The organism is Leucobacter sp. UCMA 4100 (assembly GCF_027853335.1).
GTDB lineage: Bacteria > Actinomycetota > Actinomycetes > Actinomycetales > Microbacteriaceae > Leucobacter_A.
In genome coordinates this window covers 1,120,222-1,141,980 of the sequence record NZ_JAFEUS010000002.1, presented here as the reverse complement: position 1 = coordinate 1,141,980, position 21,759 = coordinate 1,120,222, and the positions used below count along the sequence as shown (strand labels likewise).

Sequence of the window (21,759 nt, the reverse complement as noted above, 5' to 3'; positions counted from 1 at the left end):
AACGTAGAGATGTCAATCGCTGAACGCGAAGAGAGTCTTGGATCTTTCATAGCAGCGTGTTTATATGCTCACGGTGTGCGCACTGTTTTTGGGATACCTGGCACTCATAACATCGAAATTTATCGAGGGCTTGCGCAGTGTGGCATCTCGCACGTTCTCACGAGGCACGAGCAGGGGGCTGTTTATGCCGCCGACGGATACGCAAAAAGTTCTGGGCGACCTGGAGTTGTTATCGCGACCAGCGGACCAGGAGTAACGAACTGTATCACTGGTATCGCCAATGCCTACGCTGACAGCGTTCCCCTGCTCGTGATCTCTCCAGGAGTTCCGTCCGGTGCGGAAAGGCTTGAGCTTGGTTTCTTGCACGAAACAAAGGACCAACGTTCTGGGATTAATAATTTCGCTGAAGAGAGTATTCGAGCAGAAAACCGTGAGGCGGTTGAAACTGCAATAAACAATATTTTTCTGCACTTTAAGGCTGGTCGCCGGCGAGCATACCATCTTGAAATACCGACCGACCGTATCGAGCAAATAACCTCTGGGACAGAACCTTTGCCATGGCGAAAGCCCGAAGTGGGCCCAGCGTCAAAAGCACTTCATCAAACTCTTTCACTTATTCGTAATGCTGAGAGACCTCTTATTGTTGCTGGTGGCGGTTCACACTCTGCTGGGGAGGACCTTCAGCGCTTTGCTGAGAGGTACGAGGTGCCTGTTATCACCACGGTTCAGGGCAAAGCTGCGATCGACGAGGAGCACCGTCTGAGTATTGGGGCACTAGCCGGTGGTTCTCAGGGGTTTGCGCCCTTTGCGCGTGCTGACGTGATCCTTGCTCTCGGGACAGAGCTGCGTAACTCAGAGCTGAGCGCCGAGGCGGTTGTGATCCGTTGCGACCTTGACCGAAAACAGCTCAACAAGCATGTTCCTGCGACTGTTCCGGTGTTAGCAGATACTGGTGATTTCTTGCGGCAGTTACTTGAGATACGCACCTCCGAGCTCGTTGCCCCGCGTGAATCGTGGCTGAAGCAGCTTCAGGGTGAAGCAGCAAATTCGAAGAATGAAGCTTTGGCAACTTGGGCCGTGCTCCATGAAAGAGTACTTACCGCAGCTCGAAGCGATGCTGGAAGCGGTTCAGTGATTCTGACGGGCGATAGTTCCCAGGTCTCTTGGCAAGGGACGGTACTTGCGGCGTGTATGAGAGGCTCAGAACGGTTTATTACTACTGATGGCTACGCGACTTTGGGGTATGGGCTACCAGCGGCCATCGGAGCAAAGATTGCTAATCCTGCCACGCGGGTCGTGAGCTTACTCGGCGATGGTGCACTCATGTTCAGTATTCAAGAACTTGCCACCGCTAGCGAGCAACATCTTGGACTCCCTGTTGTTGTTCTCGATAACGGCGGTTATGCAGAAATTGAACAGAACATGTTGAGCGCCGGGATCGAACCATATGCCGTGTCTTTAAAGCAGCCAGACTATGGGGCCTTGGCAAAGGGCTTTGGGTGTCATGCAGAAACAGTGATGACCCCGGAAGAGCTTCAAAGCGCAGTGGCCTTAGCGTTTGAACGTACTGCACCCACTCTGATCCACCTCGGAATGAACAACTTTATGAGTCAGGCATGGAGACAGTGAAAGCTGTCCGTTGCTCGAATGCGATAGGAGAAAAATGAACGAGGCATCAGGGATGAGCTTTCTAGAAAAATGGGAAGAGCTCTCGCAATTCGGGGCCGTTTCAGGGACCTTAGGGGTGCATCGGGAAGCCGCGAGTGCTGCAGACGGTCAACAACGTGAATGGTTTGAAACATTGATGAGGAGCTGGGGTTTTCGAGTTGAACGAGACGCAATAGGAAATCTTTTTGCACTGTATGAATTTCATCCGGGGCAGCCTTACGTGCTCATGGGGTCGCATCTCGACTCCCAACCTACAGCAGGTCGATTTGATGGTGCATATGGTGTTTTAGCTGCTGCCTTTGCCGCGAAACGCGCAATTGCTGATGCTCAAACCTTGTCACTGCAGCCGACGAAGAATATTGCGGTTGTGAATTGGTTTAATGAGGAAGGCTCTCGTTTTAAACCTTCCTTGATGGGGAGCTCGGTGTTTACGGGCAAGATGGAGCTCGAAGATGCGCTGAAAAGTCGTGACAGCTCAGGATGCACGGTGCGTGAAGCCTTAGACGCTCTTGGTGAGAGAGGTAGTTTCGAGGCATTGCCAGTGTCAAGTTATGCCGAAATTCATGTTGAGCAAGGGCGCGACATGGACGAAAAAGGCGTGACGATTGGGCTCGTTCATGCAACATGGGCTGCTCACAAATTTGAACTCCGGTTTTCGGGGCAGCAGGCCCATAGCGGTTCAACGCTCATGGAAGACCGGAAAGACGCGTTGCTCGCTGCCGCACAGATGATCGTTGCTGCGCATGATGTGACCTCTCTGTTCAAGCCTGGGCAACTCCATACTGCTGTCGGGGAAATTCAGGTTTACCCAAACTCGCCTGTCGTTGTTGCGAGTGAAGCTACAATCTTGCTTGATTTGCGCTCTCCCTCGACGCAAGTGCTTGAGCAAGCAGTGCAAAAGCTCATAACGGGGAGTGAGTTGATCTGCGAGTCGACGAGAACGCAGATGTCGATCATCGCAGAACATTCATGGGCGCAAAATCCTTATCAGGAAGAAGGGGTGGCGCTTGCGCAGAGTGTTGTGGAGGAACTGGGATTTACGCATGATCGTGTGTTTACAATTGCCGGGCATGACTCAACGAATATGAAAGATATTGCCCCAACCGTGATGCTTTTTGTGCCGAGTGTGGAGGGTATTTCGCACAACGTTGCTGAATACACCAGAGACGAAGACCTTCTTGCCGGCTTGGACATGCTGAGCGAAGTCGCAAAGCGGATGCTTGTGGGGGAGCTGGCTCTTGAATCGAGAGAGGGCGGCTCTCAGCCAGTGAATGAGTAGGCGAGATTCCATACCTGTCATTATTGGCCCACAACCGATATAGTTGGAACCCCAACTACTTTCGAGTTGTTGTCGACGATGACATAAAAGGAGTACCGTGACTGATCTACCCGAACTCACTCACTTCATTCAGGGCGCGCACGTGTTTGGCTCATCAGGCCGATTCAGCGACGTCTGGAACCCGAGCACCGGTGAGGTGCAGGCCCGTGTGCCGCTCGCGAGTAAGCAGGAGGTCGAGCGGGCAATCGCGACGGCCGAGGCCGCGCAGCCCGGTTGGGCAGCGACCAACCCGCAGAAGCGTGCCCGAGTGTTCATGAAGTTCTTGCAGCTGCTGAATGCTGAGAGCCCCGAGCTCGCTCGAACCCTCTCGCGTGAGCATGGTAAGACGGTCGCTGACTCGATGGGTGATATTCAGCGTGGAGCCGAGGTCATCGAGTTTTCGATCGGCGCACCGCATCTCTTGAAGGGCGAGTACAGCTCGGCCGCGGGCACCGGCATCGATGTGTTCTCGATGCGGCAGCCGCTCGGTGTTGTTGCCGGCATTACTCCCTTTAACTTTCCCGCGATGATTCCCCTGTGGAAGTGTGGGCCGGCCATTGCGGCGGGCAACGCCTTTATCCTGAAGCCATCAGAGCGTGACCCCTCGGTTCCGCTGCGTCTCGCAGAACTCTGGAAAGAGGCGGGCCTGCCAGACGGCATCTTCACCGTCGTCAACGGCGACAAAGAAGCCGTTGACGTTTTGCTCGACGACGAGCGTGTGCAGGCGATTGGCTTTGTCGGATCGACCCCCATTGCGCAGTACATTTACGAGCGCGCGGCGGCAAACGGCAAGCGTGCGCAGTGCTTCGGCGGCGCGAAGAACCACCTCATTATCATGCCCGATGCCGATCTCGACGACGCCGTCGATGCGCTGCTCGGCGCTGGCTACGGATCGGCGGGTGAGCGCTGCATGGCGATCTCGGTCGCTGTTCCGGTCGGCGAAGAGACCGCGAACGCGCTCGTTGCGAAGCTGACCGAGCGTGTGGCCGAGCTCAAGGTGGGGCACTCGTTTGACGAGGGCGCCGACTACGGCCCGCTCGTCACGAGTCAGGCGAAAGAGCGCGTCGAGGGCTACATTCAGCAGGGCATCGATGAGGGCGCGTCACTCGTGGTCGACGGGCGCGGCTTCACGCTCGAGGGCTACGAGAACGGCTTCTACCTTGGGCCTACGCTGTTTGACGGGGTCACTCGCGACATGGCGATTTACCGCGAAGAGATCTTCGGCCCCGTGCTCGCGGTTGTGCGCGCCGGTGACTACGAAGAGGCGCTCGCGCTCGCGACCGACCACGAGTACGGCAACGGTGTGGCGATCTTTACCCGCGACGGCGACACGGCGCGCGACTTCAGCGCCCGAGTCAACGTGGGCATGGTTGGCGTGAACGTGCCGATTCCGGTGCCGATCGCCTACTACACCTTTGGCGGGTGGAAGAAGTCTGGCTTTGGCGACTTGAATCAGCACGGCACCGACGGCTTCCGCTTCTACACGAAGACTAAGACCGTCACGAGCCGCTGGCCATCGGGTGCCAAAGAACAAGCCTCGGGTGGCGCAAGTTTCGTCATGCCGACGATGGATTAAGGGGACCGTGCCATGCATTGGACGCAAACCCCGGGCGACAATGAAGAGCGCAACGCGATCATCGACGCGGTGCGCGACTTCACCCAGGCAGAGCTCGTGCCCTACGCGAGCGAGCGAGACGCCGAAAAAATCTTTCCCGTTGACACTCTGAGGCAGGCGGGTGAGCTTGGCCTCGGTGGCCTCTATGTTTCTGATGAGTACGGCATAGGCCTCACTCGCAGTGACGCAATCGCCATTTTTGAGGAGCTCGCGAAGGGCGACATCGCGGTTGCCGCCTACATCTCGATTCACAATATGGTGGCGTGGATGATCGACACGTTCGGCAACGCCGAGCAGCGGGCACAGTGGCTACCCGGCATCGTCGAGATGACCGACCTCTGCAGTTACTGCCTGACTGAGCCCGGCGCGGGCTCTGATGCGGCTGCATTGGCGACCTCGGCGGTGCGTGACGGCGATCACTACGTGCTCAACGGTACGAAGCAGTTCATCTCGGGTGCCGGGTCGACGCAGGTGTACCTCGTCATGGCCCGCACCGGAGGTCCCGGGCCAAAGGGCGTGAGCGCGTTTATCGTTCCGGCAGGGAGCGAGGGCCTCTCGTTCGGCCCGAACGAACGCAAGATGGGGTGGAACGCGCAGCCGACCAGGCAGGTCATTTTTGAAGACGTTCGGGTTCCAGCGGCAAACCTTCTGGGCCAGGAGGGCGAGGGCTTTACCTTCGCCATGCGCGGCCTCAATGGCGGCCGCATCAACATTGCGGCCTGCTCGCTCGGCGGTGCACAGTGGGCGGTCGACCGTGCGCTGACCTACGTGCAGGAGCGCGAGGCCTTCGGTGCCCCGCTCTCAGAGCTGCAGTCGGTGGTGTTTGTGCTCGCTGACATGGAGACGAAGCTGCAGGCTTCGCGTGCGATGCTGCAGCGGGCGGCGGCCTACATGGATCATGATCATCCGGAGGTTGCGGTGGCCTGCGCCATGGCGAAGCGCTTCGCGACTGATGCCTGCTTCGAGGTGGCGAACAGCGCGCTGCAACTGCACGGCGGCTACGGCTACCTGCAGGAGTACGGCATCGAGCGCGTCGTGCGCGACCTCAGGGTGCACCAGATTCTCGAGGGAACGAACGAAATCATGAACACCATCGTTGGCAAGAGCATGCTGGCGGGCAAACGAAAGGAGCAATGCGCATGACCACGATCGCTTTTGTAGGGCTGGGGCACATGGGCGCGCCCATGGCCGCGAACCTCGCCGGTGCCGGGCATCGAGTGCTCGGCTTCGACCTCGTTGCCGAACTGCGCGACGCTGCTCGTGATCGCGGGGTCGAAATTGCTGACTCGGCAGAGCAGGCGACCCGCGAAGCCGATATCGTGATCACGATGCTGCCGGCAGGCAAGCATGTGCTCGCGGTCTACGGCAGCGCAGCGGCCCCGGGGCTTCTTTCAGAGGCAAAGCCCGGCACGCTCTTTCTTGACTGCTCGACAATCTCGGTCGAAGAGTCGCGCCAGGCCGCCGATGCGGTGCGCGAGGCGGGCCACCGTGCCCTCGATGCGCCGGTTTCTGGCGGCGTCGTTGGGGCCGAGCAGGCAACGCTCGCCTTCATGGTGGGCGGCGAACAGGGCGACTTTAGCGAGGCGCTTCCCCTCCTGGAGGTCATGGGCAAACGCATTGTGCACTGCGGATCGTCGGGGCTCGGCCAGGCCGCGAAGGTGTGCAACAACATGATTCTCGGCATCTCGCAGATTGCCGTCGCCGAGGCTTTCGTGCTCGGCGAGCAGCTGGGTCTGAGCCACGAGGCACTGTATGACGTGGCGGCGAATGCTTCAGGCCAGTGCTGGGCGCTCACGACGAACTGCCCGGTGCCGGGGCCTGTCCCGACTTCGCCGGCGAACCGCGACTACCAGCCTGGTTTTAGCGGCGCGCTCATGGCCAAAGATCTGGGTCTCGCACGCCACGCAATTGAGACAACGGGTATGCAGGCGGCTCTCGGGCTGCACGCAGAGCGCATCTATGCGGCGTATGCCGAGGGCGATGGCGCCACGACCGACTTCTCAGGCATCATCAACGTGATTCGCGAGGGTGCCGAAGAACCGGGAGCATAGCTCCTGGCGGTGCCGGGGCCTAGAACTCTTCGAGTGACTCAGGCTTCGGCGTCGGGTCTTCGAAGTCGCCAGCGCGCTTGCGGTAGCGAGCGAGAATGCCGATGAGCGCGTTGGTGTCTTCCTCGGGCATATCGAAGGGCTCAAACGATTCACGGTTGAGCGCCTCGGTAGCCCGGTCGCAAATGTCGCTGCCGGCGGGGGTAATAACGAGCATCGTTGCCCTGCCGTCGGTGGGGTGCGATTCCCGTTTCATGTATCCATCAAGCACGAGACGGTCGACGATGCTCGTCACACTCGCGGGGTGTACCTGCAGCCTCGAGACAACGCTCGACATAGGCATGCGGCCCTCGCGAGAAAAGGCGAGCAGGCGAAGTAGCTCGTACCGTGCAAAAGAAAGACTGAGGGGCTTCAGTACCTGCTCGACGTCAGAGAGCATGAGCTGGTGCACCCTCATGATCGAGGTATACGCGGCCATGCCGGGTGACGCTTCTTCCCAGCCGTGGTTCGTCCACTGACGTTTCGCCTCAGCAATGGGGTCGATGCGCATCGGCCGGTTTCGCTTCATCAGCCGCTCCTCGGTTCGTTTTCGTACTCAATAACCATAGCGAGCATATATTCCTTTCTTTGCACGTTGGGATGCCGTATGCCTATTTGTATACCTCCATATGAGACGGGCTAAGATAATTGTGGGAAAGACTGAATGGAGAAACGATGAAGTTGATCGTCTTGGTCAAAGAGGTGCCAGACACCTACGGTGACCGTAAGCTCAACCTAGAAACCGGTCTAGCAGATCGCGCGGCGAGTGACGCCGTGCTCGATGAAATTACCGAGCGTGCCATGGAGGCCGCCCTCACGTACGCAGAGGCGAACGAGGGTACCGAGGTCGTGGCGCTTGCACTCGCACCAGACGGAACAGTCGCGACCGTGCGCAAGGCGCTCGCGATGGGCGCGGGCAGCGCGATCCACATCGCCGATGAGGCGCTCCTCGGCGCAGACGTGACGTTGACGGCAGAGGCGCTCTCGGCAGCGATCCGCCGCGCAGGGTTTGATCTCGTCATCGCGGGCAACGTTTCGACCGATGGCGCGAGCGGTATGGTTCCAGCGGCCGTCGCCGAGAACCTTGGCGCGGCGTACCTCTCGGGCCTTTCTTCGCTCGAGATTGCCGATGGCAAGGTGAGTGGATCGCGCCCGGTTGACGGCGGAGTGCAGCGCGTGAGCGCCTCGCTTCCCGCTGTGGTATCGATTACCGAAACGCTTCCCGACCCCCGCTTCCCGAACTTTAAGGGCATCATGGCGGCTAAGAAGAAGCCACTGGAAACCCTGACCCTGGCCGACCTCGAGGTCGCAGCCGACAACCCAGAGGTTGCGCGCTCGATCATGCTCACGGTCGCTGAAAAGCCGCCTCGCGAGGCCGGCATCAAGATTACCGACGAGGGCGACGCGGGCGAGAAGCTCGCCGAGTTCCTGGCCGAGAACCGACTGGTATAGGGAGCGTTACAATGGCTGATTTTGCTCAGGATTCAATTCTCGTTCTCGCTGAGACGACCCCCTCGGGTGCGCTCGCTAAGAGCGCGGCAGAACTCATCGGTGCTGCCTCGCAGGTAGGCACGCCGGTCGCGCTCATTGTGGGCGACGCGGCGCACGCTGCGGCGCTCGCCGAGCTCGGTGCGGCACAGGTGCTCGTTGCCGAGGCTCCCGAGGGTGCCCTCGGGGTTCCGCTCGTTGACGCGCTCGCTCAGGCTGCCGACCTCGTGCAGCCCGACGCTATCGTGCTCTCACAGTCGGTCGACGGTCGTGACGCGGCTGCTCGTCTCGCGGTGCGCACGAAGCGCGCGATCTCGGTCGATGCGATCGGCATTGCCCGCGACGACCTCGGCGTTGTCGCCTCGCACTCGGTGTACGGCGGTGCCTACAACACCACCTCGACGGCGACGTTTGGCGCACCGGTCGTGACGCTCCGTCAGGGGTCGGTCGACGCCCGCGCAGCAGCTCAGGCGCTCGTGCAAGAGACACTCATGGTCGAGGCTTCGGGCAAGCCCGCCGGGACGATCGAGTCGTTCGAAGAGGAAACCGCGGTGTCGTCACGCCCCGAGCTGCTGGGGGCAGCAACGGTCGTTTCGGGTGGCCGCGGCCTCGGGTCGCAGGAGCAGTTCTCGCTCGTTGAGCAGCTCGCCGATCAGCTCGGCGCCGCCGTGGGCGCATCACGCGCCGCGGTCGACGCGGGCTGGGTGCCCCATACTTATCAGGTGGGGCAGACCGGTGTTTCGGTTTCGCCGCAGCTGTACATCGCCCTCGGTATCTCGGGCGCCATTCAGCACCGCGCTGGCATGCAGACCGCGAAAACCATCGTTGCGATTAACAAAGACGCTGACGCCCCCATCTTCGAGGTGGCAGACTTTGGCGTTGTTGGTGATCTCTTCGAGGTGGTGCCGCAGCTCATCGCCGCGCTTGAATCACGAAAGAAGTAGCCATGGCAACGTACACGGGCCAGGTGCGGCAAGGACTGCCGCGCACCCCTGGCGGAGAACCGTGGCCCGCGGGCGGAGCGTTGGCCACGACCGAGGCGACCGTTCAGGCCGCCCCGGCCCCGGTCGCTGATGCTCCCGTCGCGGCGCCCGCCCCAGCGCAAGCGGTGCAAGAGGCAACCGCTCAGGCGCCCGTAGCGCAGCAGGCTCCCGAGCAGGAAGCCCCGGCTCAGCCGGTGGCCCCGGCCCCGCAGGCAGGCTCGGCTCAGGTATTGCGGCAGGGCTTGCCCCGCGTCGCAGGCGGTGAACCCTGGCCAGCTGGTGGCACGCTCCCCGGAGCCGCTCCTGCGGCTGCCCCTGCAGCGGCTCCTGCCGCAGCACCAGCCGCAAGCACTGACGCAGCGTCAGCCCCAGCAGCAGCGGTAGCGACAGAGCCGGCAGCCGAGGCGGCTCCCGCAGCAGCCACGCCGAGCGCGGCTCCCGCGGCGGCAGCGACCGCTGCCCCCGCAGAACTCAGAGAGGTCGCGCTGCGTCGCGGCTTACCGCGAGTGGCCTGCGGGGAACCGTGGCCGCCAGAGGGCGTCGCGCTGCAGGCGGTTCCGGTTGCTCCGACGGCCCCAGCGGCGGCACCCGCCGCGCAGGCCCCGGCCGCGCAGCCCGCAGCCCCGGTCGCAGAACCAGCGCCAGCACCAGCGGCACAGGCCGAGCCCGCTGCCCAGCCAGAGGCGCAGGCGCAGCCCGCCGCGCAGGCCCAACCGGTGGCTCAGGCTCAGAAGCCAGCCACCCAGCCGGCGGCCAAGGCGGCACCAGCTAAGCCGAAGCGTGAACCGATCATGATCCGCGGCAAACAGCTTGCCTGGTGGGTCAAGGTTGTCGTGCTCGGCGGCCTTGGAGCGATCGTCGCCGCTGCGATTCTCGTGCTCGCGGCGAGGGGCGTGACAACGCTTCCAGGGGTTCCCGAGTGGCTCGAACGCTACCCGGGCGAGTACGAACTGCCCGAATCGAGCGAGCCCGGCTTCCCTGCATGGGCGCGCTGGGGGCACTTCTTCAACATCTTCCTGATGGTGCTCATCATTCGCTCTGGTCTGCTCGTTCGTACGCAACAGCAGCCGCCAGCCTTCTGGACGCCCAAGAAGGGCGGCAAGAAGATCAGCATTAACCTGTGGCTGCACACGTCGCTCGACATTCTGTGGATCGTGAACGGGCTCATCTTCGTGGTGCTGCTCTTCGCCTCGGGCCACTGGATGCGCATCGTGCCGACGAGCTGGGAAGTGTTCCCGAACGCCGCCTCGTCGCTGCTGCAGTACATGACGCTCGACTGGCCCGTCGAAAACGGCTGGGTCAACTACAACAGCCTGCAGCAGATCATGTACTTCCTCGTCGTGTTCGTTGCATCGCCCATCGCGATCATCACCGGCGTGCGCATGAGCGAGTGGTGGCCGAAGGACGCTGAGAAGCTCAACAAGATGTTCCCGGCGCCGCTTGCTCGCGCCGTGCACTTCCCGACGATGCTCTTCTTCGTGCTCTTCATTCTCATTCACGTCTTTCTCGTCTTCGCGACGGGGGCGCTGCGCAACCTCAACCACATGTTTGCCGGCACCGACGTGGTCAACTGGACGGGCTTCTGGCTGTTCGCGCTCTCGATCGCGATCACGGTCGCGGGATGGTTTGCGTGCAAGCCGCTCGTGCTCGCGCCGATCGCCAGCGCCTTTGGCAAGGTCAGTAACCGCTAAACGGGTTGCACTGTACGGCCGCTTCCTCGTCTGGAGCGGAGCGGCTGTACACTCAAACACATGACGACTAGCCGCCCACGCTCCGCCCGTGCCGCCGTTGTTGGTTCTGGACCGAACGGGCTTGCCGCGGCCGTCACCCTCGCGCGGGCCGGGCTCGACGTGACCGTGTACGAAGCCGCCGAGACGATCGGTGGTGGCACGAGAACGATGGAGGTCGTGCAGCCGGGGGTGTTGCATGACGTCTGCTCTGCGATTCACCCGATGGCGCTTGCCACGGGGTTCTTTCGCGAGTTTGAGCTCACGAAGCGCATGCGCTTTGCCGTGCCCGAGGCCTCGTACGCGAACCCGCTCGACGGCGCCGCTGGCGACCGTGCCGCGATCGCCTACCGTGACCTGAACCGCACGGCAGCCGAGCTCGGCCGCGACGGTGAGGCCTACCGCAGGCTCTACGAGCCACTGCTGAAGCGAGTCGACGGCGTGGTTGATTTTGCCCTTGGCGGATCGATGCTGCGCCTGCCCGCAAACCTTCTCGCGACGATCGCGACGGGTCTGCGCACGGCCGAGCAGGGAACACCGTTGTGGAACCTCAGGTTTCACGAGGAGGCCGCCCCCGCACTCATCTCTGGCGTCGCGGCCCACAGCATCGGCAGAATGCCTAACCTCGCAACCGCCGCGGTTGGCGTCGTGCTCGGCACGCTCGGCCACGCGAGCGGCTGGCCGGTGCCCATTGGCGGATCGCAGCGCATTGCCGACGTGCTCGCCGACGATCTGCTGGCTCACGGCGGGCGCATCGAAACGAGCATGGCGATTGACGATATTGGCCAGCTCGACGGCTTCGAGACGGTGCTTTTTGACACCTCTGCTCGTGGCTTTGCGCGCATTGCCGCGAGGAAGCTCCCGGAGCGGTACCGCAGGTCGCTCGAGCGCTTCTCATACGGTGACGGGGCGACGAAGGTTGACTTTGTGCTCGACGGGCCGATTCCTTGGAGAGATGAGCGCGTGCACGAGGCGCCGACCGTGCACCTCGGGGGCACCCGGGCGCAGGGTGCGCACGCTGAGGCGCAGGTCGCGAAGGGACGGCACCCTGGGCAACCATACGTGCTGCTCGCGCAGCCAACGGCCTTTGACCCTGACCGCAACCCTGCTGGGGCGCACGCCGTGTGGAGCTACACGCACGTTCCCGCGGGGTCGAACGAAGACATGCGTGAGCGAGTCATCAGGCAGATCGAGCGTTTCGCGCCGGGCTTCAGGGACCGAATCGTCGCGGTGAAGCAGACGACGGCCGATGAACTGAGCCGGTATAACCGTAATTACCACGGCGGCGACTTCAGCGCGGGCGCGGTTTCGTTGCCGCAGCTCATCGCGAGGCCGACGCTGAAGGCGAAACCGTGGCGCTCACCCGTCGTGGGCCTGTACCTGGCCTCGTCGTCGACCCCGCCGGGGCCGGGGGTGCACGGGCTCTCCGGCTGGTACGCGGCGAAAGAGGCGCTGCGCGCACAGTATGGACTGCGCGCACCAGATCTCAGTTTTCAAAGCCTAGTGTGAGGCGCGGTCGGGTACCATTGTGGTACGCCAAAGGCCAAACCTTGGGGGTACGATGACCACTCAGCCACAGACTCCGAGACGCAGAACCTGGCAGCAAGCAGCTGTTCGCGACGCACTTGAACACGTCGAAGGGTTCGTCTCAGCGCAACAGCTACACGCTGATTTGCGCGATCAGGGGTCGGCTATCGGTCTCGCGACGGTATACCGCGCTCTCTCTTCGCTCGTCGAATCGAGCGAGGCCGACACGATCCTCTCACCAACGGGAGAGACGCTGTTCTTTGCCTGCGAGGTGAAGGGGCACCACCACCACCTCATCTGTCGCAACTGTGGCCGCACCGAAGAGATCAACGCACAGATCGTTGAAGACTGGTCGCAGCGGGTGGCTCGTGAACACGGTTTCACCGAGCCAAGCCACGAGATCGACATTTTCGGGCTGTGTCAGGATTGCCAATAGGCGACACTTGACGCTTATATCCGTCATTCGGTATGCGGAATGCCACTGGCGGGGTTGGTAACAATTGGGGCACGATGGTTGCCGCCATTTGTTGGTTATAGCCGCCTGAAGCTCACTATGTGAGCGGGAAAGGTCGGTGTATCCCTCGGGCGTTATGCGTGCGTCATGGTTTGCGTGAGGTGATCATCGCGCGCACTATGAAGATATGACTAACGGCAACACAACGGCTGTGCGCGTAGTTTCAGAGCACGAGCCCCTGGTAATCATCAAGGACGTCAATAAGCACTATGGCGACCTTCACGTTCTCAACAACATCAACACGACCGTGGGGCGTGGCGAGGTCGTTGTTGTGCTCGGCCCATCGGGCTCGGGTAAATCAACGCTGTGCCGTGCGATTAACCGCCTTGAAACGATCGACGATGGTGAGATCACGATTGACGGTATCCCACTGCCATCTGAGGGCAAGGAGCTTGCAAAGCTTCGCGCAGACGTTGGCATGGTCTTTCAATCGTTTAACCTGTTCGCGCACAAGACGATTCTCGAGAACGTCACGCTCGGGCCGATCAAGGTGCGCGGCATGAAGAAGAAAGAAGCCGAAGAGCTCGCGATGAAGCTGCTCGATCGGGTGGGCATCGCGAACCAGGCTGGCAAGCTACCGTCGCAGCTCTCGGGTGGTCAGCAGCAGCGCGCTGCGATCGCGCGTTCACTCGCCATGAACCCCAAGCTCATTCTTCTCGACGAGCCAACCTCGGCACTCGACCCCGAGATGATTAACGAGGTGCTCGACACGATGATCTCGCTCGCCAACGAGGGCATGACGATGGTCGCCGTGACGCACGAGATGGGCTTTGCGCGCCGTGCAGCCGATCGCATTATTTTTATGGCCGATGGCCAGATCGTTGAAGAGGCAAAGCCAGAAGACTTCTTCACGAACCCCCAAACCTCACGCGCGAAGGATTTTCTCTCGAAGATCCTTGGCCACTAGGGCTTACGAGGCCAAACGTGATTGCGCATCAGTAACCCGGTGCGCTTCGAGAAAGGAACGATGGTATGAAGTTCATGAAAAAGGCAGCGGTGCTTGTCGCCGCGGGAGCACTGTTGCTCACGGGATGTTCATCAGACAAGGGCGGCAACGAAGAGGCGGGCCCGAAGCCCGAGGCCGTTGAGTTCGAGGCTGGCACGACGATGGCCAAGCTGCAAGATGCTGGCAAGATTACCGTCGGCACGAAGTTTGACCAGCCCCTCTTTGGGTTGAAGGGTCTTGACAGCCCAGAAGGCTTTGACATCGAGGTCGCGAAGATCATCGCTGCAGAGCTCGGTCTTGACCCCGAGAAGGATATCGAGTGGGTAGAGACCGTCTCGGCAAACCGCGAACCGTTCATCGAAAATGGCAAGGTCGACATTGTGGTCGCGACCTACACGATTAACGACACTCGTAAAGAGGTCATCTCGTTCGCGGGGCCGTACTACATCGCGGGTCAGGATCTGCTCGTGCTCGCTGGAACCGACGACATCAAGGGCATCGACGATGTTCTCGACAAGACGGTCTGCTCAGTGACCGGCTCAACCTCGCTTGAAAACCTCAAGACCGAGGGTGTGAAAGACACGATGGCGACCGACACCTACTCGAACTGCCTCGAGCCGCTTCGCGCAGGCAAGGCAGCCGCGGTTTCGACCGACAACGTGATTCTTGCGGGCCTCGCCGATCAGAACCCCGGTGAGTTCGAGGTTGTTGAGAACCCCTTCACCGAAGAGCCATATGGCATCGGCCTGAAGAAGGACGACGAAGCGTTCCGCAACTTCATCAACGACTCGCTTGAGAAGGCCTACGACGATGGTCGCTGGGCTAAGGCTTGGGAGAACACCGCGGGTGTCGTGCTGAGCACGCCAACCCCGCCAGCGGTTGAGCGCTACTAGACGGTCAGCACCATACGGGGCGGAGGCTTAGGCCTCCGCCCCGATGCACGGAAGGAAAAACACAGTGAGTGTGCTTTTCGAAAATATCGACGCGGTGCTCGCGGGGTTCTTGATGACCCTGCGACTGCTGCTCGTCGGGGGTGCCGGTGCCATGGTCATCGGTCTCCTCGTTGCGGCGATGCGCATTTCGCCGGTGCCCTCGCTGAGGGTATTCGCGGCGGGCTACACGGAGCTCGTTCGCAATGTGCCGCTAACGCTGATGTTCATGTTCTTCGTGTTCGTCTTGCCGCTCATCGCCCCGAACCGGCCGCCGTACGAGGTGCTCGCGATGATCGCGCTCGCGATCTACACCTCGCCGTTCGTCGCCGAGGCGCTTCGTAGCGGTATCAACGGTGTTCCCGTTGGACAGGCCGAGGCGTCACGGTCGATCGGTCTCAGCTTCGGGCAGACCCTCACGATCGTGATTTTGCCGCAGGCGCTTCGCATGGTTGTTCCGCCGCTCATTAACGTGTTCATCGCATTGACGAAGAACACGTCGGTTGCCGGTGGATTCTTCGTGGTCGAGCTCTTCGGCGTTGCGAGGCAGCTCACCAACAGTCACGGCAACGAGGTGCTCGCGATTCTTGCGGGCGTCGCCGTGTTCTACCTGCTCATCACCGTTCCGCTCGGGCTGATCGCCGGGGCGATTGAAAAGAAGGTACAGGTGCTGCGATGACACAGGCAACAGTTCTCTACGACGCTCCTGGACCGAAAGCGCTGAAGCGCTCACGCCTCATTTCGATCGTTGGCGTGCTGCTCATTGTTGGCCTGCTCGCGTGGGTCGGTTGGCAGCTCTATCAGCCGCGTATCTCGGCCAACGGTGCTGAGACCCCCGGCATGTTTGACCCCACGAGGTGGGATGTGCTCGCCGACGGTCGCGTGTGGCAGGTGCTCGGTCAGGGCGCGCTGAATACGCTCAGAGCGGCAGCTGTCGCGACGATCGGCGCCCTCATCATTGGTGTGCTCTTTGTCTTTGGCCGCATGGCCGACACGAAGTGGATCAGAATTCCCGTCACGATCGTGCTCGAGTTCTTCAGGGGCATGCCCGTTCTGCTCATGATGCTCTTCATCCTGCTCGTTGCCTCGACGACCTCGTTCATCGCGGTCGTTGTCGCGCTTGCGATTTATAACGGAGCGATCATCGGCGAGGCGCTTCGTGCCGGTATTGTCTCGCTCAACAAGGGGCAGCGCGAGGCAGGCCTCTCGGTCGGGCTCACCCCGACGGCGACGCGTTTTCTCATTGAGTTTCCGCAGGCCTTCAAGCAGATGCTGCCGATTATTATCGCGCAGATCGTGGTCCTGCTGAAAGACACCTCGCTCGGGTACATCGTCGCCTACGATGAGCTGGCAAGACAGTCGAAGCTTCTCGAGACGTTCTTCGGTAACCGCTACATGTTTACCTTCTGGGTTGTTGCGGTCGTCATGTACCTCACGATTAACCTCACGGTTTCGTGGATCGGGCGCCGCACGGCACGCACGCTCGACGCTAAACGCGCAGGCTAGCGGGTGCGGGGAGGCACTTCGATCCACTCGAGGTGCTTTCCCGTGCGCCCGTCGCCGCTTGAGCGGCCGGTGAGCCGGCGGCCGATCCACGGCAAAACGTGTTCGCGACCGTAGCGAAGGTTTTGGCGCAGGGTCGGCTTTGGTGTTGCGGCGGCGGCCGTGACCCAATCGGCGGGCACGGGAAGCGAGAGAGTGCCGAGCACGTTGTGCGCGACCCGGGTGTGGCCCACGGGGCCTAAGTGCAGTCGGTCGTGTGACCAGTACTGATGTGCTGGCAGCTCGGGGTCTGACCAGTTGTCGGTGTAGGCGATTCCGAGAGCGTTCGTGATGTCGCCGACCGCGGCCACGAGCGCGTCGCCCTTGGCCTTGACGGTGCCGCCGCTCGGAATACCGCCGGTCGGGTTCGGTCCCGCGAGGAGCAGCGGTTGCACGCCAGCCGCTGCGACGCGAGACATGGCGTCGCGCGTGCGCTGAAGAATCGACTCGAGGTTCGTTCCGGGCCGCAGCATGTCGTTGCCGCCGCCGTTAAGGCTCAGCAGCGTCGGCTCGAGTGAGAGCGCCGGTTCGAGCTGTTCGTCGATGATGGCGTCGAGCAAGCGGCCCCGCACCGCGAGGTTGGCGTAGAGCACGGTCTCTCCCGTTGCGTCGGCGAGCCCCTGGGCCACGAGGTCGGCCCAACCGCGTAGCGTGCCGTCGGGGCGTTCGTCGCCCATGCCCTCGGTAAAACTGTCGCCAATCGCCACGTACCGAATCGGGTGGCGCAGCTCAAACGCGCTCATAGGCTCTACTGTATCGCCCGTCGCGGCGAAAGCGGTGCGTCACCGGGCCTGGCCGCGCAGTGCGACTGCGGTTGCGGTGACGACGCAGGTGATACCGGCGAGTTCGACGAGGCTCATTGACTGGCCGAGCAAGACGAACCCCGCGAGCGTCGCCATGACGGGCGAGAGGCTCATGAGCATCGCGAAGAGCGAGGTGGGCAGCCGGCGAATCGCGAGCTGTTCGATGCCGTAGGGCAGGGCAGAAGAGAGGAGCGCGACGACGAGGCCGAGCAGCAGCACGGTTGGGTTGAGAAAAGCGGAAAGGTCGTCGACCGTCACCATGAACGGGGCGATGCACACCGAGGCAAAGAGCATTGCGACCGCGAGCCCCTCGGCCCCGCGAAAGAGCGAAACGGTGGCGCGGGTGAAGACGATGTACCCGGCCCAGCTTGCGCCCGCGAGCAACGCGAGGGCGACACCGAGCGGATCGAGGCCCGCAGCCCCCTCTGCACCCTGGCCAAAGGGGAATGCGCCGCTCACGAGCCACACGCCTACCCCCGCGACGAGCGCGAGAAGCCAGCTCGAGAGCTTGCGCGAGAGCACGACCGCGAGCATGAGCGGGCCGAGCATCTCGAAGGTCACGGCCGCGCCGAGCGGAATGCGGTCGAAGGCGAGGTAGATGAGCGTGTTCATTGAAGCGAGGGCGACGCCGAGGCCTGCCGCCGCGAGCAACGCTTTGCGGCTGAGCCCGCGCAGTCGGGGCCGCAGCACCACGAACAGCACGGCGGTCGACATGAAGAGGCGCAGCATGACGGTGCCGGTGGCGCCCACGTGCGGAAAGAGGAAGGTCGCGATGCCCGCCCCAAACTGCATCGAGAGCTGGCTGAGAATGACGAGCGCGAGCCCCGATGCTTGCGCGCGGGTTCCCTGCTCGTGTGTCATGCAGCCATGCTAGCCGCGAGGCCAAGGTTTTCGCTTGTGGCCGGGCGTGTTTTCCCGTAGTCTTGTTGATTGGCTGTGTAGCTTCCACCTGCACACGCCGTGTATGGGGCAACCGCCTCATACGCCGACAAGAGATCTTGGGTGAGGCCGGCAACGGTCTCACGGTATTCAAGGAGAATCATTATGGCAGCAGTGTGCCAGGTGACGGGAGCCACTCCAGGCTTCGGTCACAGCATTTCGCACTCGCACCGTCGCACCAAGCGTCGGTTCGATCCGAACATTCAGAAGAAGTCTTACTTCGTGCCCTCACTCGGCCGCAAGGTAACCCTTACCCTGTCGACTCGGGGTATCAAGGTTGTTGACGCACGCGGTATCGAGGCTGTGGTTGCAGATCTGCAGAAGCGTGGGGTGAAGCTCTAATGGCTAAAGATAAAGACGTACGTCCGATCATCAAGCTGCGTTCGACGGCAGGCACCGGGTTCACGTACGTGACCCGCAAGAACCGTCGCAACAACCCCGACCGCCTCGTGCTCAAGAAGTACGATCCGGTCATCCGCAAGCACGTTGAATTCCGAGAGGAGCGTTAATCCATGGCGAAGAAAAGCATGATCGCTAAGAACAAGCAGCGCCAGGAAGTTGTTGCTCGCTACGCTGAGAAGCGCATCGAGCTCAAGAAAGCGCTCATCGATCCCAACGGAACCGACGAGAGCCGCGAGGCAGCTCGTCGCGGGCTCCAGAAGCTCCCCCGCAACGCGTCACCCGTACGCGTTCGCTCACGTGACGTCATCGACGGCCGCCCCCGTGGCGTGCTCACGAAGTACGGCATCAGCCGTGTTCGCTTCCGTGAGATGGCTCACCGTGGTGAGCTTCCCGGCATCACCAAGTCGAGCTGGTAACAGCGAGTCTGAGACTTCAATCAAGAGGCGGATCCCTTCGGGGCTCCGCCTCTTGTGCTTTGCGGGTCACGAGGGGTGGGCCGCGGCAATCGGTTGCCGGGCTGCGACCGGTGCCCGAGCGGGCGTCGTGACCACCGGGATCCGCGGCATAGTATAGCCATGGATCGCCTGAAAAGGGCCAAAATTCGGGCGATTCTCGGTGATCTGGTGCGCGTGTGAAGGCATGTGACGCAGAAGGGCGTCAGTTTTTGCGAAAGGCCGAGATTTTTGGCGAAATGTGGCATGTTTCAGCGAAATCTGGTGTAGATTCGTAGCGATCACTTGATCAGCCTCGTCATGTGCGAGGGAAACCAAGAAGAAACGTTAGGGCCCAAGAAGGCAGAAATGTCGGGCCCTTGGAAGGACAGAAAATGTCACTGAACAAGACTGAGCTTGTCGCTAAGGTTGCTGCCGAGACCGGCCAGAGCCAGGCTACCGTTTCGAGCGTGCTCGACGGCGTCTTCGCTGCTATCTCAGAGACCGTCGCTGATGGCGGCAAGGTTTCGATCCCCGGCTGGCTCTCATTCGAGGCTGTAGCAACCGCTGCACGCACCGGCCACAACCCCCGTACCGGCGAGAGCATCCAGATTCCTGCTGGCAAGCGCGTCAAGGTATCGGTTGGCTCGAAGCTCAAGGCTTCGGTCAAGTAACACCGCTTCCTTTCACGAAGCGCCCCTGGAATATTCTGAAGTGGGCTCCGCCCGCGGCCTCGAAGCCGCACGTGCCGGAGAACATTTCAGAATGTTCTGGGGGCTTTCGTGCTTCTTGAGCTGTGCCGCCCCCAGAGCGTTTCAAGCAGCCTGGCAGTAGTCTGGAAGGGTGCCAAGAAGTCTTCGGGTATTTGCCCCAGCTACCCTCATCATCGTGAGCGTCATCGCCTGCTTCGTCGGAATGCAGGTGGGTGGCGCGGGCGCTCCACGCCCAATGCTCGATCCGGGCGACGTGGTTCGGTACGCGGTACCGCTCGCGCGCATGCTCGTGAACCTCTCGGGTGGCGTGCTCATTGGCTCGCTGCTGCTCGCCGTGTGGGCGCTCAAGGGCGAGGGCGCCGAACTGCGCGCCGTGCTCGATCTCGCGGCGGGAGCCGCGGCAACGCTGACGGCCGCATCGACCGCGGCCTTCGTGTTCATGTACCTCGACATGACGGGCCAGGACTTCTCGTTCGACGAGAGCTTTGGTGCAAGTCTCGCCCAGTTCGCGACTGAGATTGACCTCGGTAAGCTCTGGGTGCTCATGATGCTGCTCGGGGCCATTTCGACGGTGATGTGCTTTGCCGTTCAAGACCGCCGCTGGGTACTCGCAGCTTTCGTTGTCTCGGTGCTGACGCTCTTCCCGCTCGCGCAGCAGGGCCACGCGCAGGGCGCCGCTGGTCACGCGCAGGCGGTCAACACACTCTTCATTCACATGCTCGGAGCCGCGGTGTGGATCGGCGGCCTGGTCGCCCTCATCGTCGTCTCGCGGGTGGTCGACCGGCAGCGCATTCAGGTCATCACCGAGCGCTACTCGTTCCTCGCCCTCTTCGCCTTTGTCGCGGTGGCCCTCTCGGGCATCGTGAGCGCAATGTTGCGCATCGGCACCATGGAAGACCTGTTTGGCACCGGCTATGGCATGGTGGTCATGCTGAAGACGGGCGCCATCGTTGCCCTCGGTATTTTCGGCGCGGTGCACCGTCTCATCATGATTCCCAAGATTGGCGCGAGCGATCGCGGCAGGCGCGCCTTCGGTCAGGTCGTTGTCGTTGAGCTCGCCGTCATGGGCATCGCGTCGGGTCTCGCCGCGGCGCTCGGGCGCACGCAGACGCCGGTTCCCATCGAGGCGGCCTCAGAGTCGGGCGGCGCGATTGGGCCTGCCGAGTGGCTCACGGGCGATCCGCTGCCTCCCGAGCTCACGCCGATGGGGTACATCACCGGCTGGAAGTTTGACCTGCTCTGGACCCTGGTTCCGGTCTTCGGTGCGGTGCTGTACCTCGCGGGCGTGTGGGTGCTGCGCAAGCGCGGCGACAAGTGGCCCGTGGGCCGCACGATCTCGTGGCTGCTCGGCCTCGCGGTGCTCTTTTACACCACGAACGGCGCGCTGAACCTCTACGAGCGTTACCTCTTTAGCGTGCACATGCTCGGGCACATGATGCTCACGATGCTCATTCCGCTGCTGCTCGTGCTCGCTGGCCCCGTGACGCTGCTTCTGCGTGCGGTTCCGAAGCGCCACGACGGCTCGTGGGGTGCGCGCGAGTGGGTCATGTGGGCCATTCACACGCCGTGGTCGAAGTTCATCACGAACCCCGTTGTCGCGGCCGTCATCTTTGCCGGTTCGCTCTGGGTGTTCTACTTCTCGCCGATTCTTGGCTGGGCGATGCGCGAGCACCTCGGCCACCAGTGGATGATCATTCACTTCTTGATTTCGGGTTACCTCTTCGCGCTCGCGATGGTCGGCATCGACCCCGTGCCGTATCGCTCGAGCTACCCGATTCGGCTCGTGATTCTCTTTGCGACGATGGCCTCGCACGCCTTCTTCGGCGTGACGATCATGTCGATGAACACGATGATGCTGCCCGAGTGGTTCGGTGCGATGGGTCGAACGTGGGGCCTGCCGCCGCTTGAAGACCAATCACAGGGCGGATCGATCGCCTGGGGCATCGGTGAGTTGCCGACCCTCGCGCTTGCCGTTGCCGTCGCAATTCTGTGGATGCGTGACGATGACCGCGTACAGAAGCGCAAGGACCGCGCCGCCGACCGCTCGGGCGAGGCCGAGCTCCTCGCCTACAACGAGATGCTGCAGAAGCAGGCCGCCCGCGACGAGAAGATCACGCGCCCGTAGCG

22 protein-coding genes are annotated in these 21,759 nt (G+C 61.9%); 19 read left to right on the top strand and 3 right to left on the bottom strand.

Annotated features, from left to right (window positions below; all coding sequences use genetic code 11):
• The first annotated feature begins 9 nt into the window (after nucleotides 1-9).
• From JSO19_RS05480 to mmsB, 5 genes are all read left to right on the top strand, one after another.
• On the top strand, nucleotides 10-1,629 hold the full coding sequence (locus tag JSO19_RS05480; protein ID WP_270910277.1) for a thiamine pyrophosphate-binding protein: 1,620 nt from the start codon (nucleotides 10-12) through the stop codon (nucleotides 1,627-1,629).
• 34 nt (nucleotides 1,630-1,663) lie between these two features.
• The gene (locus JSO19_RS05475; RefSeq protein WP_270910276.1) at nucleotides 1,664-2,947 is read left to right on the top strand and encodes a M20 family metallo-hydrolase; all 1,284 of its coding nucleotides are present in this window, start codon (nucleotides 1,664-1,666) and stop codon (nucleotides 2,945-2,947) included.
• A 97-nt stretch (nucleotides 2,948-3,044) separates the two neighbouring features.
• On the top strand, nucleotides 3,045-4,562 hold the full coding sequence (locus JSO19_RS05470) for a CoA-acylating methylmalonate-semialdehyde dehydrogenase (protein WP_270910275.1): 1,518 nt from the start codon (nucleotides 3,045-3,047) through the stop codon (nucleotides 4,560-4,562).
• Between the two features lie 12 nt (nucleotides 4,563-4,574).
• Nucleotides 4,575-5,744 (top strand): acyl-CoA dehydrogenase family protein, encoded by a 1,170-nt coding sequence (locus JSO19_RS05465; protein ID WP_270910274.1) that lies wholly within the window; start codon nucleotides 4,575-4,577, stop codon nucleotides 5,742-5,744.
• Nucleotides 5,735-6,652, top strand: a complete 918-nt coding sequence (gene mmsB / locus JSO19_RS05460; protein ID WP_270910273.1) for a 3-hydroxyisobutyrate dehydrogenase — start codon at nucleotides 5,735-5,737, stop codon at nucleotides 6,650-6,652. The genes JSO19_RS05465 and mmsB overlap by 10 nt, the downstream gene beginning before the upstream one ends.
• A 19-nt stretch (nucleotides 6,653-6,671) precedes the next feature.
• Here mmsB and JSO19_RS05455 read toward each other — a convergent pair whose 3' ends face one another.
• Nucleotides 6,672-7,217 carry a MarR family winged helix-turn-helix transcriptional regulator gene (locus JSO19_RS05455; RefSeq protein WP_270910272.1) on the bottom strand — a complete coding sequence of 182 codons (546 nt, stop codon included), beginning with the start codon at nucleotides 7,215-7,217 and terminating at the stop codon, nucleotides 6,672-6,674.
• A 146-nt stretch (nucleotides 7,218-7,363) separates the two neighbouring features.
• Here JSO19_RS05455 and JSO19_RS05450 point away from each other — a divergent pair, with 146 nt between their 5' ends.
• From JSO19_RS05450 to JSO19_RS05410, 9 genes are all read left to right on the top strand, one after another.
• The gene (locus JSO19_RS05450; RefSeq protein WP_270910271.1) at nucleotides 7,364-8,140 is read left to right on the top strand and encodes an electron transfer flavoprotein subunit beta/FixA family protein; all 777 of its coding nucleotides are present in this window, start codon (nucleotides 7,364-7,366) and stop codon (nucleotides 8,138-8,140) included.
• Nucleotides 8,141-8,151: 11 nt separating this feature from the next.
• Nucleotides 8,152-9,120 carry an electron transfer flavoprotein subunit alpha/FixB family protein gene (locus JSO19_RS05445; RefSeq protein ID WP_270910269.1) on the top strand — a complete coding sequence of 323 codons (969 nt, stop codon included), beginning with the start codon at nucleotides 8,152-8,154 and terminating at the stop codon, nucleotides 9,118-9,120.
• A 2-nt stretch (nucleotides 9,121-9,122) separates the two neighbouring features.
• Nucleotides 9,123-10,850, top strand: a complete 1,728-nt coding sequence (locus JSO19_RS05440) for a cytochrome b/b6 domain-containing protein (RefSeq protein WP_270910268.1) — start codon at nucleotides 9,123-9,125, stop codon at nucleotides 10,848-10,850.
• A gap of 60 nt (nucleotides 10,851-10,910) precedes the next feature.
• Entirely contained in the window at nucleotides 10,911-12,395 is a 1,485-nt protein-coding gene (locus tag JSO19_RS05435; protein WP_270910266.1) for a phytoene desaturase family protein, read from the top strand.
• 52 nt (nucleotides 12,396-12,447) lie between these two features.
• The gene (locus JSO19_RS05430; protein WP_270910265.1) at nucleotides 12,448-12,849 is read left to right on the top strand and encodes a Fur family transcriptional regulator; all 402 of its coding nucleotides are present in this window, start codon (nucleotides 12,448-12,450) and stop codon (nucleotides 12,847-12,849) included.
• A gap of 205 nt (nucleotides 12,850-13,054) precedes the next feature.
• Nucleotides 13,055-13,834: an amino acid ABC transporter ATP-binding protein gene (locus JSO19_RS05425; protein WP_442915675.1), complete on the top strand. Its 780-nt coding sequence runs from the start codon at nucleotides 13,055-13,057 to the stop codon at nucleotides 13,832-13,834.
• Nucleotides 13,835-13,899: 65 nt separating this feature from the next.
• Nucleotides 13,900-14,766: a glutamate ABC transporter substrate-binding protein gene (locus tag JSO19_RS05420; RefSeq protein ID WP_270910264.1), complete on the top strand. Its 867-nt coding sequence runs from the start codon at nucleotides 13,900-13,902 to the stop codon at nucleotides 14,764-14,766.
• Between the two features lie 64 nt (nucleotides 14,767-14,830).
• Nucleotides 14,831-15,481: an amino acid ABC transporter permease gene (locus tag JSO19_RS05415; protein WP_442915674.1), complete on the top strand. Its 651-nt coding sequence runs from the start codon at nucleotides 14,831-14,833 to the stop codon at nucleotides 15,479-15,481.
• A complete protein-coding gene (locus JSO19_RS05410) occupies nucleotides 15,478-16,308 on the top strand; it encodes an amino acid ABC transporter permease (protein ID WP_270910262.1) in 831 nt (276 codons plus the stop codon). Before JSO19_RS05415 ends, JSO19_RS05410 begins: the two co-directional genes overlap by 4 nt.
• Here JSO19_RS05410 and JSO19_RS05405 read toward each other — a convergent pair.
• Nucleotides 16,305-17,087, bottom strand: coding sequence for an SGNH/GDSL hydrolase family protein (locus JSO19_RS05405; RefSeq protein ID WP_270910261.1), 783 nt, complete (start codon nucleotides 17,085-17,087; stop codon nucleotides 16,305-16,307). The genes JSO19_RS05410 and JSO19_RS05405 overlap by 4 nt on opposite strands.
• Before the next feature lie 39 nt (nucleotides 17,088-17,126).
• Nucleotides 17,127-18,008: an EamA family transporter gene (locus tag JSO19_RS05400; protein ID WP_270910260.1), complete on the bottom strand. Its 882-nt coding sequence runs from the start codon at nucleotides 18,006-18,008 to the stop codon at nucleotides 17,127-17,129.
• Between the two features lie 183 nt (nucleotides 18,009-18,191).
• Here JSO19_RS05400 and rpmB point away from each other — a divergent pair, with 183 nt between their 5' ends.
• From rpmB to JSO19_RS05375, 5 genes are all read left to right on the top strand, one after another.
• Entirely contained in the window at nucleotides 18,192-18,428 is a 237-nt protein-coding gene (rpmB, locus tag JSO19_RS05395) for a 50S ribosomal protein L28 (RefSeq protein WP_217136263.1), read from the top strand.
• Nucleotides 18,428-18,595 carry a 50S ribosomal protein L33 gene (gene rpmG / locus JSO19_RS05390; RefSeq protein ID WP_217136265.1) on the top strand — a complete coding sequence of 56 codons (168 nt, stop codon included), beginning with the start codon at nucleotides 18,428-18,430 and terminating at the stop codon, nucleotides 18,593-18,595. The genes rpmB and rpmG overlap by 1 nt, the downstream gene beginning before the upstream one ends.
• 3 nt (nucleotides 18,596-18,598) lie before the next feature.
• Nucleotides 18,599-18,904, top strand: coding sequence for a 30S ribosomal protein S14 (gene rpsN, locus JSO19_RS05385; protein ID WP_217136267.1), 306 nt, complete (start codon nucleotides 18,599-18,601; stop codon nucleotides 18,902-18,904).
• 410 nt (nucleotides 18,905-19,314) lie between these two features.
• Nucleotides 19,315-19,593, top strand: coding sequence for an HU family DNA-binding protein (locus JSO19_RS05380; RefSeq protein WP_217136269.1), 279 nt, complete (start codon nucleotides 19,315-19,317; stop codon nucleotides 19,591-19,593).
• 169 nt (nucleotides 19,594-19,762) lie between these two features.
• Nucleotides 19,763-21,757 (top strand): cytochrome c oxidase assembly protein, encoded by a 1,995-nt coding sequence (locus tag JSO19_RS05375; RefSeq protein WP_270910259.1) that lies wholly within the window; start codon nucleotides 19,763-19,765, stop codon nucleotides 21,755-21,757.
• Nucleotides 21,758-21,759 lie beyond the last annotated feature (2 nt).